This is a genomic window from Aquimarina mycalae (assembly GCF_029906345.1).
Lineage (GTDB): Bacteria > Bacteroidota > Bacteroidia > Flavobacteriales > Flavobacteriaceae > Aquimarina.
Map to the genome: position 1 here is coordinate 115,786 of NZ_JARYGY010000010.1, position 16,447 is coordinate 132,232.

14 protein-coding genes are annotated in these 16,447 nt (G+C 31.6%); 10 read left to right on the plus strand and 4 right to left on the minus strand.

The window, feature by feature from the left end; genetic code table 11:
• Positions 1-38 precede the first annotated feature (38 nt).
• The 3 genes from QBK95_RS21020 (at position 39) to QBK95_RS21030 (ending at position 4,713) form a co-directional block, all read left to right on the plus strand.
• The gene (locus tag QBK95_RS21020) at positions 39-3,368 is read left to right on the plus strand and encodes a leucine-rich repeat domain-containing protein (RefSeq protein WP_280936531.1); all 3,330 of its coding nucleotides are present in this window, start codon (positions 39-41) and stop codon (positions 3,366-3,368) included.
• Between the two features lie 187 nt (positions 3,369-3,555).
• Complete coding sequence (locus QBK95_RS21025) at positions 3,556-4,155, plus strand: LysE family translocator (RefSeq protein ID WP_280936532.1); 600 nt, start codon at positions 3,556-3,558, stop codon at positions 4,153-4,155.
• A gap of 57 nt (positions 4,156-4,212) precedes the next feature.
• Positions 4,213-4,713: a DUF1761 domain-containing protein gene (locus tag QBK95_RS21030; protein WP_280936533.1), complete on the plus strand. Its 501-nt coding sequence runs from the start codon at positions 4,213-4,215 to the stop codon at positions 4,711-4,713.
• Positions 4,714-4,763: 50 nt separating this feature from the next.
• Here QBK95_RS21030 and QBK95_RS21035 read toward each other — a convergent pair whose 3' ends face one another.
• On the minus strand, positions 4,764-5,777 hold the full coding sequence (locus QBK95_RS21035; RefSeq protein WP_280936534.1) for a metal-dependent hydrolase: 1,014 nt from the start codon (positions 5,775-5,777) through the stop codon (positions 4,764-4,766).
• A gap of 2 nt (positions 5,778-5,779) precedes the next feature.
• The gene (locus tag QBK95_RS21040; protein WP_280936535.1) at positions 5,780-6,967 is read right to left on the minus strand and encodes a hypothetical protein; all 1,188 of its coding nucleotides are present in this window, start codon (positions 6,965-6,967) and stop codon (positions 5,780-5,782) included.
• Between the two features lie 266 nt (positions 6,968-7,233).
• On the opposite strand from QBK95_RS21040, the gene QBK95_RS21045 reads away from it, so the two are divergent.
• From QBK95_RS21045 to QBK95_RS21075, 7 genes are all read left to right on the plus strand, one after another.
• Positions 7,234-7,662: a response regulator gene (locus QBK95_RS21045; protein WP_280936536.1), complete on the plus strand. Its 429-nt coding sequence runs from the start codon at positions 7,234-7,236 to the stop codon at positions 7,660-7,662.
• Between the two features lie 42 nt (positions 7,663-7,704).
• Entirely contained in the window at positions 7,705-8,106 is a 402-nt protein-coding gene (locus tag QBK95_RS21050) for a response regulator (protein ID WP_280936537.1), read from the plus strand.
• Between the two features lie 189 nt (positions 8,107-8,295).
• On the plus strand, positions 8,296-8,718 hold the full coding sequence (locus QBK95_RS21055) for a response regulator (protein ID WP_280936538.1): 423 nt from the start codon (positions 8,296-8,298) through the stop codon (positions 8,716-8,718).
• On the plus strand, positions 8,715-9,125 hold the full coding sequence (locus QBK95_RS21060) for a response regulator (RefSeq protein WP_280936539.1): 411 nt from the start codon (positions 8,715-8,717) through the stop codon (positions 9,123-9,125). Before QBK95_RS21055 ends, QBK95_RS21060 begins: the two co-directional genes overlap by 4 nt.
• A 133-nt stretch (positions 9,126-9,258) precedes the next feature.
• Complete coding sequence (locus QBK95_RS21065) at positions 9,259-11,970, plus strand: TonB-dependent receptor (RefSeq protein ID WP_280936540.1); 2,712 nt, start codon at positions 9,259-9,261, stop codon at positions 11,968-11,970.
• Entirely contained in the window at positions 11,967-13,805 is a 1,839-nt protein-coding gene (locus QBK95_RS21070; RefSeq protein ID WP_280936541.1) for a YfiR/HmsC family protein, read from the plus strand. The genes QBK95_RS21065 and QBK95_RS21070 overlap by 4 nt, the downstream gene beginning before the upstream one ends.
• A gap of 145 nt (positions 13,806-13,950) precedes the next feature.
• Complete coding sequence (locus tag QBK95_RS21075) at positions 13,951-14,469, plus strand: DinB family protein (protein ID WP_280936542.1); 519 nt, start codon at positions 13,951-13,953, stop codon at positions 14,467-14,469.
• A gap of 73 nt (positions 14,470-14,542) precedes the next feature.
• On the opposite strand, the gene QBK95_RS21080 is transcribed toward QBK95_RS21075, so the two are convergent.
• Positions 14,543-15,592: a helix-turn-helix domain-containing protein gene (locus tag QBK95_RS21080; RefSeq protein ID WP_280936543.1), complete on the minus strand. Its 1,050-nt coding sequence runs from the start codon at positions 15,590-15,592 to the stop codon at positions 14,543-14,545.
• Positions 15,593-15,735: 143 nt separating this feature from the next.
• Positions 15,736-16,404 (minus strand): ABC transporter ATP-binding protein, encoded by a 669-nt coding sequence (locus QBK95_RS21085; RefSeq protein WP_280936544.1) that lies wholly within the window; start codon positions 16,402-16,404, stop codon positions 15,736-15,738.
• Between the last annotated feature and the right edge of the window lie 43 nt (positions 16,405-16,447).

Genomic DNA, 16,447 nt, shown 5'->3' on the forward strand with positions numbered 1-16,447 from the left:
TTCTACCGTTTCAAAAAATATATAAAACCCCTTATACTATGAAAAGAACAATACTTGTCCTTTGCTTTTTACTTTTTGGTGTTACCATAGTGCAAGCACAAATTCAAATTACACAATGTGCTCCTGATGATTCTCTGGCTTCAGGGCCTACATGCGAGGTCGTACTACCTGATTATACTGGTTTGGTAATAGCAGAAGATATTATGTTGCCAGGAGCGTTCTTTCCGGTAACCCAAGATCCGGTTCCTGGAACTATCATTACAGATTTGACCACAACCGTTACTTTTACGGCAGATGACGGTGCTGGCGGTACTGCCAGTTGCGAGATGACTTTTACGTTGATTCCAGATCCGATTATGTGCTTTACCGATATACCTGATAATAACTTTGAGCAGGCCTTAATTGATGCGGGATATGATTCTGGTCCCTTAGATAGTAAAGTACTAACAGCCAATATTGCTAGTGTAACTAATTTTTCAGGGGGTACTGGAGGACAGTTGTATAATAGGGGAATAACAGATCTTACGGGAATTGAGGATTTTGTATCACTAATACAACTATCGAGTAACGGAAACCCGTTAACGAGTCTAGATCTAAGTGGAAATACGAATCTGGAAGTAATGACACTAGTTGGTACAGATTTAACAGATTTAGATCTTAGTGCAAACACAAAACTACTTAATGTAACTGTTAGTGGTAATACTCAATTGTTAAATTTCAATTTGAGTGGAAATGCAGTATTGAGACGTTTGTCTATAGCGAATAGCCAATTGGCAGGTATCGATCTTAGTGGGAATATTGGATTAGAAACATTATTCATCACAGATACTCCATTATCGAGCATTGATCTTAGTGCTAATACATCACTAACATGGTTGGAATGTAACAATAACGGATTAACAAATCTGGATGTAAGCGCCAACATACTTTTAGAAAGATTGTATAGTAATAATAACCAGTTAACTAGCTTAGATGTAAGTGCAAACGTACTTTTGGAAGAATTAGGGTTTGAGTTTAATCAACTCTCTAGTATTGATCTAAGTACGAACACCAATCTTACTTATATGTATGGTAATGACAATATGCTAACCAATTTAGATTTGAGTTCCAAGCCTTTGATGGAAGAGTTAATAGTCGATAATAATCAATTAACCTCCTTAAATCTTAGGAATGGGAATAACCTCAGTACATTTTCTGATGTAACGGTACTCAATAATCCTAATCTAAGTTGTATCGAAGTTGATGATGATACGGCTGCCAATACCGGAACGGGTAATTATGGGAGTTGGTTAAAAGATGCCACCGCCTCCTATGAGGAGGTTTGTACAACCTGCGTGATAGATGGTGACATACGAATTGAATCACAAACAGATTTGGATGATTTTTTAGTGCAATTAGGTAGCTGTAATACGATTAATGGAAATCTAACGTTTCGCAGAGCAAATGACGTAACAGACCTTTCAGGATTATCAGGCATTGAAATAATCAATGGTAAACTGACTATAAGTGTGAATGATTTATTACCTAACTTACATGGTTTTCAAAACCTAAAAACTGTAACAGATGGTTTCACCATCTTCCAAAATGATGTACTCACTGATATTACAGCCCTTTCTGGAATTGCAGACCCAATAACAGATTTCTCTATTTCAGATAACCAGTTGCTGACGGATATTTCTTCAGTACTTGATTTAACAGTAACCGAGTCGTTACGTGTAGATAGACAGACATTATCACACGCATTGGTATTTCCTAATGTGACCACGCTTACAGGAACTAATGACTTTAATGGTTCTGGATCTCTCATTTTTTCAAATGTGGTGACTTCTTCTGTTAGTGTGGCCAATCTTACAATGGTCGAAAACTTTTTTAACCTAAGAAATGTAGATGCAAGTACCGTATCTTTTCCAGCTTTAGTTAGTACTGGAAGAAGTTTTAATTTAGGAGGTATAAATGCTACTACCTTTGATTTTAGCATGGTACAAAGCCTAGGAAGTTTTACCATAAGTAATACACAGCTTTCTGATTTATCACCTTTTAGTACAGTAACTTCTATAGGAACAAGTATTTTAATTACAAACAATGCTAATTTAACAAGTTTGGCAGCACTTAATAACGTTACCACTACGACTGATGTGCTCCTGAATGTAAATGATAATGCTTCTTTAGTTAGCTTAAATGGACTTGATTTTATATCCGGGACGACAGGTCTTTTAGTGATCGAAAGAAATGCGATGCTTACAAATATAGATGCTTTGCAATCAGTAACCTCTACCGAATATTTCCGAATAAAAGATAATACAGTGCTTACAAATGTTGATGGATTAGAAAATATTACAGAAACTACAGAAACTGATATGGGAGAGTTTCTACAATCTACTGTTTCTGGCAATGCACTGACCACGGTAAATCTTAAAAACCTACGAGCAGTGGCTAATCAGTTGAACATCGCAGAAACAGGAGTAACCGACCATTGCGGTTTGTTTAATTATGTTTCACTGGGAGATGGAGCTACCAAATTAGATCTTACTGGAAGTAACTTCATCCTTTCGGATGTACAAAATTGTGATAGTTATACACTCAATATCAAAGCATTTTTGCAAGGAGCTGCCTTGAATCCTAATGTAGGAGCAGAAAATCTAATGCGCGATGATCTTCGTGAGGCAGGATTGCTTCCTACTACATCACCCTACGGAGATGGTGTGACTATAGATGCATCAGTATTTAACACCACAGGGAATGATGCAATTGTAGATTGGATCCAAGTAGCAATAACAGATTCATTAAGTATTGGAATTAATGGCATCATGGCAGAACCTGATTTAGTATTGTCTGGATTAGTACAAAGAGATGGAGATATTGTTTCTCCTAGAGATGGCGTCTCTAGAATTGTCATTAATCAGAGTGACTTTAGCCTATATGCAAGGGTAGCGATTCGTCATCGTAATCATTTAACCGTATCTATGGCTGGGTCTGCTCCCTTATCGATAGAACTAAATTTTAAAAATCCACCAGGTTCTTATTTTCTGCAGGGAACAAATTCTCAAACAACCATAGGAATGCCACCAGGAGTACAAGCTATGTGGGCTGGTGATGTCAATAGTGATGGTAAAATCAACCTGATCGGTAGCCCTAATGATAGTAGTGCAATTAGAGATGAAGTATTAAATGATCCTTTAAATATTTTTGGTCTTTATGGATTTAATATTAACGGCTATACTGCTGTGGATATGAATCTAAATGGAAGCACTCAAATCATTGGAAATAATAATGATGCTAACCTTATAAATAATAATATCCTAAACCATCCATCTAATCTGTTTAGGTTGTATGGATTTACTATTTCCGAACAGTTACCCAATAATTAGGATTAAGAAAGTAAAATAATATTAAACAGGTTGTAAATGCTTGTTACAGAGGTAAGGGGCTGTAAAAAAGTTCGTTTTCAACTTACTAAACCGTTCAAGAAATTGGGCGGTTTTTGTATTCTTAATGAGATGCTGTAAAACAAGAGCGATTATATCTATATTTACGAGTAATTGTTATTTATATTATATGTCATTTATAGAAGGTTTTGCTATTGGATTGGGGATGATCATTTTTGTAGGCCCTGTATTCTTTTTATTATTAAATAGCAGCCTTCAATATGGCGCTAAAGCGGGCATATCTGTAGCAATGGGTATTATCGTAAGCGATGTTATTTGTGTAATTTTATGTTATTACGGACTTTCATCATTTATGACTGCGCCGCAAAATCAGTTTTGGATAGGTCTTTTAGGAAGTTTAATATTATTTGGATTAGGGATTAATTATTTGTTCAAGAAAGTTAAAATTACAAAAGAATTATCGGTGACTTCCAGAAAATGGAGCGCTTTTTTTCTAAAAGGGTTTAGCGTAAATTTTTTCAACCCTTTTGTTTTTGTTGTATGGATTGGCGTATATCAATATGGACAACAAAAATATAGTGATCCGACTTCTGTTTTATTATTTTTATTAGCTGCATTAACTGGTATTTTAACGACTGATTTATTAAAGGTTTTCCTTTCCGAAAAAGTAAAGAAATTTATCTCAGAACATCGATTAAAGGTATTCTTTAGAATTACTGGAGTTGTTTTGTTGATATTCTCATTTCGCTTAGCTTATTTAGTGTGGTAGGATTATATAATATTGATTTTCATTATATTTGAGAAACAACATTAAATACTAACTAATATGGAATTTAACTTATTAATTACTGCTTTAGTTGCACTAATCCCTTTAGTGCTTGGATTTATTTGGTATAACCCAAAAGTTTTTGGAACTGCGTGGATGAACGCTTGTGGATTTACAGCAGAAGATTTAAAAGGAGGAAATATGGCTGTTATTTTTATTCTTAGCTATGTTTTAAGTTTTTTCTTAGCTTTTATTCTAAATACTTATGTGATTCATCAATTCGGGTTTTTCTCAACGCTATATAGTGATCCTGATTTGTTGGTAGAAGGAACAGAATTACATAAATATGCCCAGGATTTTATGGCTAAGTATGGTAGTAATTTTAGAACCTTTAAGCATGGAGCGTTACACGGTGCGATGGCTGGATTAATGGTAGTACTTCCTGTATTAGGTACGAATGCTATGTTCGAAAGAAAAGGGTTTAAATATATTGCGGTTAATGTAGGATATTGGACAGTATGTTTAGCCTTGATGGGTGGTGTGATTTGTCAATTTGCATAATATTTATAAAACAATATTTAAAAAGGTTCTATTTTTATATAGAGCCTTTTTTATGATTTATTACCAAGTACCCGAGCAAAAAGCTTTTTAAGCATTGGAGAAGCTTCCTCCATTTTACGCTCTCTTTCCTTTGCTTTTAATTCTCCATTGGCATCATAATACAATTCATAGCTAAAAACAAAACGACTGGCATCAGCTCCCATTCCTAATTGACCAAATCTAAGGTCATTAAAATATGTTTTATTTTGTACTTTTTCAATAGTATACCAACCTTCGGATAATGTTATTAATCTAGGGATCAATGGATCGTTTTTCATCTCACCTAATAAATGATGGTTTTTAGGAAATTCTGAAAAATCGATATGATCATCTTCATCTAATAAAGAATAGTAACCAATCATAAAAGAATGTTCGGTTTCGACATTAGTTGTCCACAACAGACTATTAAGTGGAGTAGGTTTTGTCTGAATTTCTTTATAAACAATATTCTGACTTTCTAAACTTAGTTTAAACTTATGATAGGTATACCATTTTAATCCTAACGTAATAAGCATATATATGCTACTTATGATAATACCTAAATTATTTATTTTCCTTCTTTTAGGATTGGTTCTTTTATAAAACATCGTAATGATCACCAGTACTAAAAAAGGGATGGTGTATAAAGGATCTACAACAAAAATGTTTTTAAAAGAAACTTTATAATTCAGAGGCCAGAATAATTGTGTTCCCCAAGTAGTAAATGCATCTAGAATAGGGTGAGTAAAAAGACCCAAGAACATTAATTTTGTCCAATCTTTCCAATTAGCTTCTTTGTTCTTATATATTTTAGCAATAAGCCACCCAAGAACGGGAGCCATAATTACACTAAATAAAATTGAATGAGAAAAACCCCTATGTAATTCATTTGCAGTTACATTGTCGGTAAATAGCTTAGATAAAACATCTAGATCAGGAATAGTTCCTGCAATTGCTCCCCATAACATTGCTTTATTACCAACTTTTTTTCCAATAGCTGCTTCGCCAACTGCGGCACCTAAAACAATTTGAGTCAATGAATCCATAGTTAATCAAACTGAAGTTTAAAAGGATTTCTAACTTCATATTCACTAGGAGAAATAAACTCTACTAATGGTTTTAAAAGCTTGTTAGATATAGAATTGCCGTGTCTTACATACAATTTCATTTCTACAGGTTTGGCTCCTACACAGCTTTTAATAATTTCTGCAGTTCTTCCTAATCTTAATTCTTTAACTTTTTTAGAAATTGCCAAATCTACATAATCATATAGCATTTTTTGATATATATCATGTGTCTTATTGTACGCATAATCAATACCGATATGATTAGCTTCTACTGCATTATTTAGTATAAAAGCAGTAGTGAAACCTACTAATTTTTCTTCTAGAAAATATCCTTTAAAAATAAACAAATTGTTAAGTCTTTTTTTTAAATTTCTAAAAGTAGATGCGTTCAGTTTACCAATTTTGAAATCTGCCTTATCAAGAACAGATAGATACAAAGTATCAACTTCTTTTTTATAAAACTCTATATCTTCTGGAGTAAAATTTTTGACCTGAATCTCAGAAGACTTTTTGAAAACTTTTTTAGCCCTGGTTCTAAATTTTGTTTTCATACTTCCTAGATAATCCTCAAAACTATTCCAATCATTTTGAAGATGTAATACCATGTTTACATCAATTTTAAACTCTCTAAATTTTTGATTTTTAATGTGATCACTTTGATTAAATGATGTTGGCCAGAATTCTTTTAATAAAATAAAAGAAGGCTTGTCTGATCTTTCACTTTTTCTGATTTCTCGTAAGGCATCGGATAAATTTTCGAAAGCTTCTTTGGCATTAATATCTTCCGAATATAAAAAACCGTGTTCTCCACAAGAGAACAAATTACCACAAACCAATACTTTTACTTCCATATTCTTTATAAAAGTATTTTTGATGGTATCACTTATGCTACAAGGAAATTCCTGAAATTGGATATCTTCTGTATTGAATTTAATGAGTTGGGCGACCGCAATACCAACTGGTGTATCTTTATCGTAAAATATAATATATCTAAATCCAATAGTTTCAGATAGAGTATGCTCTAATGTAGAAAGATAATTTAATGTTAGAAACAGGTTATGTTCTTTATTTATTGAATCCCAATCTACGGATGGAACATCATCGGCACTTTTATAAAATGAATATTGTAATGTGGTGGCTTTGCACCTGTTTTTTATTTTGTCAAGCATAAATCCCTTACCAATGTTATTGACAAATTATTGTCTGATCATTTTCAAATGTACATTTATTTTTAATAGCAGGCTGTTAAACGATTATCAATTTTAATTGCAGGAATTAACGCAACTTTAATACCGTAATACCGATATGGTTTAACATTCATTGTTGTTTTATCGTGTAAATCAGGTTTTTGAACGAAAACTGTATCATAAAGTCTGATTTTATGATGTATATGTCAAATAAGTTTAGTTTTTTTGAATGTAATTGGAAAAAATTTATGGAGAAATCAATCCCCTGTGTGCTGTTAATTGATGATGATAAGGCCACAAATTTCTTTAATGAACGCGTAGTAACCAAACATAATAGTTTTGATAATGTGAATACGGTGCAAAGTGGAAAAGCTGCATTGGATTATCTAACTAAAGTGGAAAAAGAAGTTACAATAAAACCAGATCTTATTTTTTTAGATATCAATATGCCTGCAATGAATGGATGGGAGTTTTTGATAGAGTTCGCTAAGTTAAATAAGAGTATTACCGAAGGAATTAAAGTAATTTTATTATCAACATCTTCAAACCCTGATGATGTAAACGAATCAATCAAAAATCATTCTGTTGACGACTTTATAAATAAGCCGCTGTCATTAGATTTGTTGGATAATGTAATAGAAAAACATTTTTCAGAAAGTACTGTTAGTAATATGTGAGATTACTGACGTATAATGGTTTAATAAGATATATTTTTTAATATGGATAAGTTAAAACGTTTTCTTCTTGTTGACGACAGTAATTCTACGAATTTTTTTAATAAAACGATTATCCAAAAAACAGACTGTGTAGAAGAAGTGCTTATAGCCACTAATGGGAGTAATGCCATGGAATATCTACAATCTAATATAATTCCTGAAGTAATATTTTTAGATCTAAACATGCCAGAGATGAATGGTTGGGAATTTCTAGAACAACATAATCAATTATCTCCTACCGATAAAAACTCAAAAATCATAGTAATGATAGGTGCTAAACTAAGTGAAGAAGAAGAAAAGACTCTTAAATCTTTTCCTCAAGTAACTGAGTTTAGAGAAAAAATGTTAACCAAGGAAATTGTTTTGGATATTGTATCTAAATATTTCGACAAATCTTTAAACTAGAAATTACTAAACTTATTTTGTTTAACTTTTTTACTTAAAAAAGGTGTAAAAACTTACTTAATTATAAACAAAATACACTTTATCGATCTTTTTTGCGTTTAACCGTAAAGCAAGCAACTAAAATTATTGATTACTATTGCTTTTTTATTGTGATGTGTTTTTTTTGGCATATACCAACAAGAATATATTATGAATAATTTAGTTAACTGCGTTTTGCTAATAGATGACGATAAACCCACCAACTTTTATAATAGTATGGTTTTGTCAAAACATAGCAGTTTTGCCAAAATACAAGTAAAACAGAGTGGAGAAGCGGCTTTACAATATTTGATAAACGTAGAAAAAGGAATTGAATTAAAACCGAATTTGATTTTTTTGGATCTTAATATGCCTGCTATGAATGGTTGGGAATTTTTAATAGAATATTCAAAATTAAATCATACTATTATTGAAAATATAAAAGTAGTAATATTAACTACTTCCGCTGATATTAATGACATAGAAAAGTCTAAAGCTAATTATTTGGTGGATGACCTTATTAGTAAACCATTATCATTCCCGTTGTTAAATAATGTAATAGAAAAACACTTTTTTAAAACTTCTTTTTTATGAAAATAATAACAAAAGTACTTTTGGTGGATGATAGTGAAGCTACCATTTTTTTTAATAAAACAATACTTTCAAAAACAGGACACGTTGATGAAATATTAGTGGCTAAAAATGGTCTGGAAGCGCTGGAAATTATTAAATCGGGAGTTATACCCGAAATAATTTTTTTAGATATCAATATGCCAGTAATGAATGGTTGGGAGTTTCTATCTGAATTTCAGAAACTAGAAAGTAAATTTAAAAAAACAAACATTTTTTTAATGCTAGGTTCTGTATTACCAGCAGAAGATAAGGCTAAGGCAGATTTAATCCCTGAGATTAAGGGATATAAAGGAAAAATGCTTTCTAGAGTTGTTATGGATACTATAATAATGGAATACTTTACTAAGGAATTAACTTTAGTAGAATAAATCCAGTATTCTGATTTATTTACTAAAGAATATCTTTTCTAAGATTTTTTTTGTTTTTTTATTAATTATCTTGCTAAGATAATTTAAACACACACGCATTTTTAAATAGGAAATAATTTTAAAATTACCCCTTATGGTTAGATTGGAGTTTACATCCTTTATCGCCTATGTACTACTTTTTAGTTTTTGTCAAATAGTTTCATCTCAATCCAGAGCTACAATCTCTGGTAATGTTTCAGATCAATTTGGTAGTTTGCCAGGTGCAAGAATAAGTATAGAAGGAACCAATCAACATACCACAACAGATGTAAACGGTAATTATATTTTTAATGTAGATGAAGGAGAATACGTAGTTACAGCTGGATTTGTTATGTATAATTCGATTTCTAAAACCGTTTCAGTAAAGGTTGGAGAAACCGCTCAATTGGATTTTATATTAGAAACAGGGTTTTCAATAGATCAACCAATTTCTATAGGTTCCAGAGCACAACCAAGATCATTACTTAAAACTACAGCTCCTATAGATATTATCTCTCCTCAGGAAATTACAAATTCCTCGCAGATTGAATTAAGTCATATTTTACATTATTTGGTTCCATCTTTTCATTCTACACACCAAACTATTGCTGATGGAACGGACCATATTGATCCTGCAACGCTTAGAGGCCTTGGTCCAGATCAGGTGTTGGTACTAGTAAATGGAAAAAGAAGACATAGTAGTTCGTTGCTTAATGTAAATGGAACTGTGGGTAGAGGAACCGTGGGAACTGATTTTAATGCTATACCTATAGCTTCTATAGAAAGAATCGAAATTTTACGTGATGGAGCAACCTCACAATATGGATCCGATGCCATTGCAGGAGTCATTAATATTATTCTAAAAAAACAAACTGAAGTTATTGATGTAGATAATAGAGTTGGTATTACTACAGAAGGAGATGGTTTTAGCACATATTCATCAGCTAATTTTGGATTAAAGATTGGAAAAGATGGATACATTAATGTTACTGCAGAATATCGAAATAGAGAATCTGTAAATAGAGCAGGAGATTATACCGGTACAATTTATACGGATGATCCAGTAGAAGATCAAAGATTGATTGAAGAAAACAACTTTTTTGGTCAAACAGGATATTCAGACCGCAGGGTAATGCAAATTGGAAGTGCAGAAACGCAAAACTTGGCTTTGGCCTTTAATGGAGAAATTAAAATGTCTGATAATGCAACATTTTATCTTCAAGGAGGAAGAAATTATAGAGAAGGTAAGGCGGCGGGTTTCTATCGTTTCCCTAAAAATCAAGATAGAGTAGTGCCAGAATTATTTCCAAATGGTTTTTCTCCTCAGATATTAACTGATATCCAGGATGATGTAGTAGCTGGTGGGATTAGAGGAGTTAAGAATGAGTGGAATGTAGATTTTAGTCACTCTATAGGGATCAATAGTTTAGATTATACTGTAAATAATTCTAACAATGCATCCTTAGGAGTCGCTTCTCCAAGAACTTTTTATGCAGGTGGATTTGAGTATCAGCAAAATACAACCAATTTAGATATCTCTAGAACCTTTGATTGGTTACATGGAGTAAACATAGCATTTGGCGCAGAACTTAGAGTAGAGAATTATCAGATTATTGCGGGAGAAGAGGCATCTTATATAGATGGAGGAAGTACGTATACCAATGAATTAGGAGACATACTTCCTAGAGCAGCTGGAGCGCAGGTTTTTCCAGGGTTTCAGCCAGAAAATGAGTTAAATCGTTTTAGAACGAATAGCTCGGCATATTTAGATATAGAGACAAATCTTTCAGAGAAGCTATTGGTGAAGGCTGCTGCAAGATATGAAGCGTATAATGATTTTGGAGGACAGGCTATTTGGAAACTTTCTGGCAGATACAGAATTAATGAAGGTATAAGTGTTAGAGCAGGGTTTTCTACAGGTTTTAGAGCGCCATCTCTTCATCAGGTATTTTTTCAAAATATAAGTACGCAGTTTATAAATGGAGAAAGTATTGAGGTAGGTACCTTTAATAATGAAAGTGCAGTTGCGACAGAAGCTTTTCAGATTGCTAAATTAAAACCAGAATTGTCAAACCATTTTAGTGCTGGTGTTAGCGGTAAATTAAATGATAATTTCACTTTTACTTTTGATTATTATTTAATAAATATAGATGATAGAATTGTTTTGTCTGGTAGGTTTGCAGAAGGGTATGAAACGATTTTAGAACCTTTTGGAGTAGGAGCAGCACAGTTTTTTACCAATGCGATTGATTCCAGAACCTCTGGAGCAGATATAGCATTAGTGTATAGAACAACATTGGGTGAAGGAAAATTAAATACTAGCTTGAGTGCGAATATTAATGATACTAAAGTAAAAGGTCGTATTAAAGTTTCTCCTTCTCTTATAGGTCAGGAAGATATATTATTTAATAGAGAAGAGATTGCTAGAGTAGAATATGCGCAACCAAATTATAAAGTAAACTCTCTAGTATCTTATGAATTTGATAAATTCAGATTGCAAATGGTGAATACCCTTTTTGGAGAGGTAAAGTTTGTTCATCCTGATGATGGTGATCAGGCTAATTGGGTACTTAATGAATTTAATGGTAATATAGAGTCACGAGATCAAAATTTCTCTCCAAAATTAACAACAGATCTAGCTATTTCATATCAAATTAATGATTTTATAAAATGTACTTTAGGAGGAAATAATGTCTTCAATGTCTTTCCTGATAGGCATACACATTCTGCAAATACAAGTAATGGTAATTTTATGTATAGTAGAAGAGTACAACAATTCGGAGTTAATGGTTCTAATTATTATCTTCGACTCTTGTTAAGATTATGATGGGTAACTGGTATAAATCTTTTGGTATTTATTTTTACAAACTGCATATTTCGTATGCATTGTTACTTCTTTTTACATTTTTCGGCATAACAGAAGCTTGGACGCAAGACCTTAGCAATGAAGAGGTCAAAAGAGTACAACGTGCGATATTCGTTTATAATTTTGCACAACAAGTAGGATGGCCAGAAATAGATGAGTACGATTCTTTTAAAATAGGTGTTTTAGGTCCAGATCGTACGATTCTAGATCTTAAATCAATGGCTCAAAAACGTAAAATTTTTGGTAAACGAGTAGAAGTTGTACGTTTTCAATATGTGAAAAATGTTAGAAATGTTCAGTTATTATATGTGAATAACAAGTATAATTATGATATTAATTATATTCTAAGTAAAATTTCTGAAAAGAAAATACTACTGGTTACAGAAGATTATAACTATAATGCTTCTATGATCAATATGGTCAATGTAGGAGATTCATTTGAGTACGAAATCAACGAAGATAAGATTGCTAATGAAGATTTGGTAATAGCTCCTTCTCTAAAACAATTTGCAATAACCTCTTCACAAAAATGGAAAAAACTATATAAATCTACAGAGGAGTCCCTAGAAAAAGTACTTGATGAAAATGAAGAACAAAAGGAATCAATTAAGTATAAAGAAGCACAAATTAAGCAACAAGAAGAAAGGATAAGTACTCAAGAAAAGGCTATAGATACAATAAAAGAGAGAGTTAGTGAGCGCAATGCATGGATACAAGAATTATCTGCCGAAAGTGCAATACAAGAAAAAAAGTATGAAGAAAAACTTCTGATTGAAAAAGAACTCGAAAAGAATATTAAGGAACAAATTATATTTATTAAGGATCAGGAAGAAAAAATCAAAGCCAGTACACTTGCAATTGAAGAACAACAAAAATATTTGGATCAACAAAATGACCAAATTAAAAAACAAGAAACAATATTAGAACAACAACTTTCCGAAATTGATAATCAGAAAAAAATTAATTGGTATTTAATTGCGCTGATAGTTGTAGGTTTAGTAGGTAGTTTCTTTTTATATCGCAGTTATCTAAATAAGAAAAAATTTAGCGCAGCACTAAAATTAAAAAACGACGAAATCAATGAGCAATCATTGGTTTTAGAATCAAAGAATAAAGAGCTTGAGCAGTTCGCGTATATAGCGAGCCACGATTTACAGGAACCATTGAATACTATTTCTAGTTTTATCGGGTTGATATCAGAAGATTATGGTGATAGTTTTGATGAAGTAGGCAAAGAGAGTCTCGATTTTATCCAAGATGCTAGTGTACGAATGAAAAAGTTGATTGATTCGTTACTAGAATATTCGAGGCTCGGAAGAACCAGAGCCTTTGTGGATGTTGATATGAATAAGGTGGTTAAAGAATTAAAAGGAGATTTTAAAAATATACTCGAGAGAACCAAAGCTAAAATCAATTCGGAAAAACTACCAATTATAAAGGGTAACGAAGTAGAATTACGATTGTTAATACAGAATCTGGTTAGTAATGGTATTAAGTTTACCGATGAAAATGTGATTCCTGAGATTAAAATTTCTGCTACCCTTAAAAAGGATGATACTAACGAATCATCTGGAGTTTGGGAGTTTTTAGTACAAGACAATGGTATTGGAATTCCTGAAATGCACAAAGACAGGATCTTCGCAATTTTCCAAAGACTACATTCCAGAGAAAAATATCAAGGAACTGGTATCGGTTTGGCGCATTGTAAAAAAATCGTAGAATCTCATAAAGGTGAAATCTGGTTAGAATCAGAAGAGGGAAAAGGAACTACTTTTTATTTTACAATTCCTTTTTAAAATATGATTTACGAAATATCGACAGCTGTTACTTTTTTAATCATTATCTGATTTTTTTAACTGGAATCTTAAGTATTTCAAAACTGGACTACAACTCGATTCAGTAGATGTAATATTATTGTATGGATACTTAAACAGAACAGCAATGAATATTACAGACCTACAAAGTAAAGAATTTGATGAATATTATAAGAGATATATTGATAAACTGACTCCAGAACTAGATCTTAGAGCAGGTTTTGAAATAGGAAAGAAAAATGTTATTCAATTTTTTGAAACCATTCCTAATGATAAATTAGAGTATCGTTATGAATCAGAAAAATGGAATATAAAGGAAATTTTACAACACCTTATAGATACAGAAAGAATATTTATGTATAGGTGTTTTCGGATAGCAAGAAACGATAAAACTTCTTTGGCAGGATTTGATCAAAACATTTATATAACACCTTCTGGAGCCAATAATAAATCAATAGATTCATTAATTAACGAATTTAAAACAGTTCGGGATGGGTCTATTTCTTTTCTAAACAGTATTCACAATAATGATTTAGAATATATAGGAAATGCTAATGGAGGAGATATGTCTGCAAGAGCCGCAGCTTTTACCATTATTGGTCACGAAATCTGGCATATGGATATTATTAACGAACGATATCTTTAAGTATCATTTTTGCGGCATTATAAAATAAATGACACAATACAATTGATAGTATTTATCTATCAAAAAATATGAACTATGATACTATGCTTGTTTTAAATTGTGATGGAGATTCTCCTGTATAATGCCTGAAAAAATTAGAAAAATGATTCGGTTCTTCAAATCCCATTTCTAAAGAAATATCTTTAATACTTAGATTTTGACTTAGCATAAGTTTAGAAGTATCGATCATTTGATATCGGATTAGCTTGCCTAAGGAAGTCTGCATTTTATCCTTTACTTTTTTAGAAAGAGCTTTGGGAGTTAAATTCATTTTAGAAGCATAAAACTCTAATGTTCTTTCTTTGGTATGATATTGCTGAAGTAATTCTATAATGTTTTGAGAAAAAAGATCTCTATTTTTATAATCAAAATCTTTTCTAAACTGAATAGGATTTTTACCAACATTATTTTTAAAAACTCGATTAAAGTAAGCAGGATCATTATATCCCATATCATAGGATATTTCTTTTATACTTTTATCCGTAAAAGCAATCTCCTTTTTGCTTTCTAACAATTTTTTGTTAGAAAGAAGGGAATTAACAGAAACACCAATTTTTCTTTTTATCAATGATTGTATATTGTAACCTTTTTCTCCAATACAGGCAATGATTTCTCTATTGCTGATATTACTAGAATATTGTTCATCAATTACATCCTTTGTGTCAAAAATAATTTGATATTCTTCTTTATTTGCTTGAAACGGGTTTTGATAATACCATTGTTTTGTAGAAATATCTATAATATTGTCAATTTGCTGATTAGATGTAATTTGATCGATTACTTTTTGAAAATAATGAGAAGTATCAAAGTTGATGTATCCCAAAGAAATAAGGTGTTTAAAAAGGACTCTCACTTCTTTGTTTTTGAATATCATTTCATTAGGGAACTCCATCTTCAATACAGAGAAATCATTAGATAAGAACTTTATATACTGTCCTTTTTCTAAGTAAATTGCCTTGTTTTGCCAGTCAAAATAGTTTTTGAAATCCACCTGAATACCACCACTACCAGAGAATATCTGGAACAACGTATATTGATTAATAAAATATACTTTATTTATTTCTGGAGTAAATTTTGTAAACACAATAATGATTTGATCAGTATCGTAGTAGTCGAAGGTGTTATTAAAAAATTACATCAAAGATGAATTAATATCAAACTTTTTTGAATCTGCCTCATTAGTAAAAAAGAATAATGATCAACATTACATAAAAGTATTTCAAACAATTATACTGTAACAATACCTCCATCTAAGAGATTAACAATTCTAGAACCATAGCTCGCATTCGTTTCAGAATGTGTTGCTTGAATAATTGTAACCCCTTCTTTATTTAATTCTGAAAATAACTCCATAATTTCAACACTTTGTTTAGAATTAAGATTACCCGTTGGTTCATCTGCCAAAATTAGCTTCGGTTTAGATATTAATGCTCTTGCAATACCTACTAGTTGTTGTTGTCCGCCACTTAATTGTGTAGGGAATAAATCTTTTTTACCCACAATGTTAAATCGATCTAATATATCTGCTACAAGTCCTTTTCTTTCAGAAGATTTTATGTTTTTGTATAACAACGGAGTTTCTATGTTTTCATAAACTGTTAATTCATCGATGAGGTGATATGCTTGAAACACAAAACCAATATATTCTTTATATAATTTGGATCGTTGTTTTTCTTTCATTTTATGAACAGGTTCATCCAAGAATGTATAGGATCCATCCGTAAAGTGATCTAACATCCCTACGCAATTTAATAAGGTAGATTTTCCTGATCCTGATGGTCCCATAAGAGATATAAAATCACCAGTGTGAACATCTAAATCAATCTGATTTAATAAGGTAATTTTTTTACCACCTGATTTTATAATTTTTGAAGCATTCGAAAGCTTTAAGATCATAATTTTTTATTTTTTAGTAATCGTTAATAAATGATTGATGTTA